We start from the raw sequence: 3,599 nt of genomic DNA on the forward strand, positions 1-3,599 counted from the left end.
TGGCGCACTGTTGGGTCCTGAGGCAACACGCCCCGTGTGAACGGAGTGTGTTGGTTCAGCCCCCTGATTGTTGGGGGGTGCCTCTCATCGGCTGTCCTCGCCCTGTGTGGGTGGGGGTCGGGATGGGTGGGTGTGGTGGTTGAGAACTGCAGAGTGGACGCGAGCATCTTGTTTTTTATGTGATGTTTGTTCGAGTACACGCACTGCCCTTGTCGCACGTGTCGTTTCGACGTGTGTGTGGGTGGTGTGTTTGTTCTTGTGATTGTTGGTTGTTTTATTGTTTGTGGTGTTTCTCGTGGCGTGTGGCACTCCCTTCGCTGTCAGCTGTTCTGGTCCTTCGGGTCTGGGGTTGGTGGTGGTGGGGGGTGTGGCAAGTTATGAGGGGCGCATGGTGGATGCCTTGGCACCAAGAGCCGATGAAGGACGTGGGAGCCTGCGATAAGCCCTGGGGAGCTGGCAACCGAGCTGTGATCCAGGGGTGTCCGAATGGGGAAACCCAGCACCAGTCATGTGGTGTTACCGCTGTCTGAATGAAATAGGGCAGTCGGAGGGAACGTGGGGAAGTGAAACATCTCAGTACCCATAGGAAGAGAAGACAATAGTGATTCCGTGAGTAGTGGCGAGCGAAAGCGGAACAGGCTAAACCTGCATTCGTGTGATACCCGGCAGGGGTTGCGGTGTGGGGGTTGTGGGGTCGTCTGACCAGTGCTGCCGTGCTGGTGCGGAGTAAGAAACTCATCGTGAGGTCGAAGTCGGTTGGGAAGCCGTGCCGTAGTGGGTGATAGTCCCGTAGGCGTAAGCGATGGGCTCCGTTGGGCGTGTCCCCGAGTAGCGTGGGACTCGTGAAATCCTGCGTGAATCTGGCGGGACCACCCGTCAAGCCTAAATACTTCTTGGTGACCGATAGCGGACAAGTACCGTGAGGGAAAGGTGAAAAGTACCCCTGGCGGGGAGTGAAATAGTACCTGAAACCGTGCGCCTACAATCCGTCAGAGCCTTATGCCAGCTTGCTGGTGGGGGTGATGGCGTGCCTTTTGAAGAATGAGCCTGCGAGTCAGTGCTCGGTGGCGAGGTTAACCCGTGTGGGGTAGCCGTAGCGAAAGCGAGTCCGAAGAGGGCGTTACTGGCCTTGTGCTGGTTGAGTCGCCGGGTCTGGACCCGAAGCGAAGTGATCTATCCATGGGCAGGTTGAAGCGTGGGTAAGACCGCGTGGAGGACCGAACCCACTTCAGTTGAAAATGGAGGGGATGACCTGTGGATAGGGGTGAAAGGCCAATCAAACTTCGTGATAGCTGGTTCTCCCCGAAATGCATTTAGGTGCAGCGTCGCGTGTTTCTTGCGCCAGGTAGAGCACTGGATAGCCGATGGGCCCGACCAGGTTACTGACGTTAACCAAACTCCGAATGGGTGTAAGTGAGAGCGCGGCAGTGAGACTGCGGGGGATAAGCTCCGTGGTCGAGAGGGAAACAGCCCAGATCATCAGCTAAGGCCCCTAAGTGGTGACTCAGTGGAAAAGGATGTGGAGTTGCAGTGACAACCAGGAGGTTGGCTTGGAAGCAGCCATCCTTGAAAGAGTGCGTAATAGCTCACTGGTCAAGTGATTCCGCGCCGACAATGTAGCGGGGCTCAAGTCATCCGCCGAAGCTATGGCATTCGCACGCCCCTTGGATGGGGGCCCGTAAGGGTAGGTGTGGATGGGTAGGGGAGCGTCGTGTGGGGGGTGAAGCGCCGGAGTGATCCAGGTGTGGACGCCACACGAGTGAGAATGCAGGCATGAGTAGCGAATCACGTGTGAGAAACACGTGCGCCGATTGATCAAGGGTTCCAGGGTCAAGCTAATCTTCCCTGGGTAAGTCGGGACCTAAGGCGAGGCCGACAGGCGTAGTCGATGGACAACGGGTTGATATTCCCGTACCGGCGAAGTAGCGCCCATGACGAGGCCGGTGATGCTAAGTGCCCGAAGCCTCCAATACGTGTGTTCTCCTTCGGGAGGATGCGCATGGGGGTGGAGCGCATGACCCGATCCGGTAGTAGTCAAGCGATGGGGTGACGCAGGTAGGTAGTCGATCCACAGCGATGGTTGTCTGTGGCTAAGGGTGTAGGGATCCTCCTAGGCAAATCCGGGAGGTGGCACTTCGAGTGCGGTCTTGAGACCTGATGGGGACCCCGTATGGGGGAAGTCGATGATCCTGTGCTGTCAAGAAAAACCTCTAGCGAGCTATGAGCCGCCCGTACCCCAAACCGACTCAGGTGATCAGGTAGAGAATACCGAGGCGATCGAGACAACCATGGTTAAGGAACTCGGCAAAATGCCCCCGTAACTTCGGGAGAAGGGGGGCCGGATCCGTGAACCACCTTGCGTGGGGTAGCGGTGATGGCCGCAGAGACCAGGCCCAAGCGACTGTTTACTAAAAACACAGGTCCGTGCGAAGTCGTAAGACGATGTATACGGACTGACTCCTGCCCGGTGCTGGAAGGTTAAGAGGACCTGTTAGGCAGCAATGCCGAAGCGGAGAATTTAAGCCCCAGTAAACGGCGGTGGTAACTATAACCATCCTAAGGTAGCGAAATTCCTTGTCGGGTAAGTTCCGACCTGCACGAATGGAGTAACGACTTGGGCGCTGTCTCAACCGTGGACTCGGCGAAATTGCAGTACGAGTAAAGATGCTCGTTACGCGCGGCAGGACGGAAAGACCCCGGGACCTTTACTATAGTTTGGTATTGGTGTTTGGTCGCATTTGTGTAGGATAGGTGGGAGACTGTGAAGTGCACACGCCAGTGTGTGTGGAGTCAACGTTGAAATACCACTCTGATGTGACTAGATGTCTAACCTCGGTCCGTGATCCGGATCAGGGACAGTGCCTGATGGGTAGTTTAACTGGGGCGGTTGCCTCCTAAAATGTAACGGAGGCGCTCAAAGGTTCCCTCAGCCTGGTTGGCAATCAGGTGGCGAGTGTAAGTGCACAAGGGAGCTTGACTGTGAGACGGACGTGTCGAGCAGGGACGAAAGTCGGAACTAGTGATCCGGCGCTGGCAAGTGGAAGCGGCGTCGCTCAACGGATAAAAGGTACCCCGGGGATAACAGGCTGATCTTCCCCAAGAGTCCATATCGACGGGATGGTTTGGCACCTCGATGTCGGCTCGTCGCATCCTGGGGCCGGAGTAGGTCCCAAGGGTTGGGCTGTTCGCCCATTAAAGCGGCACGCGAGCTGGGTTTAGAACGTCGTGAGACAGTTCGGTCCCTATCCGCCGCGCGCGTTGGAAACTTGAGAAAGGCTGTCCCTAGTACGAGAGGACCGGGATGGACGAACCTCTGGTGTGCCAGTTGTCCCGCCAGGGGCACGGCTGGTTGGCTACGTTCGGGAGTGATAACCGCTGAATGCATCTAAGCGGGAAGCACGTTTCGAGATGAGGTTTCCCACCCCCTTGAGGGGGTAAGGCCCCCAGCAGACCACTGGGTTGATAGGCCGGAGGTGTACAGCAGTGATGCCCAGCCGACCGGTACTAATAGGCCGAGGACTTGCCACCCACCCGCCACGAGACCCACCACGAACCCCCAGTCATGGGGAACGGTGGAGCAACTGACGGTCACTGAGCAA

General features: G+C 57.2%; 1 rRNA gene. It reads left to right on the plus strand.

The features are described from left to right. The first annotated feature begins 368 nt into the window (after positions 1–368). Positions 369–3,528: ribosomal RNA gene (locus tag Q0858_RS21460) — 23S ribosomal RNA — on the plus strand. The last annotated feature ends 71 nt before the right edge of the window (positions 3,529–3,599 follow it).

This window comes from uncultured Nocardioides sp. (genome assembly GCF_947489365.1).
In the GTDB taxonomy this organism is placed as follows: Bacteria; Actinomycetota; Actinomycetes; order Propionibacteriales; family Nocardioidaceae; genus Nocardioides.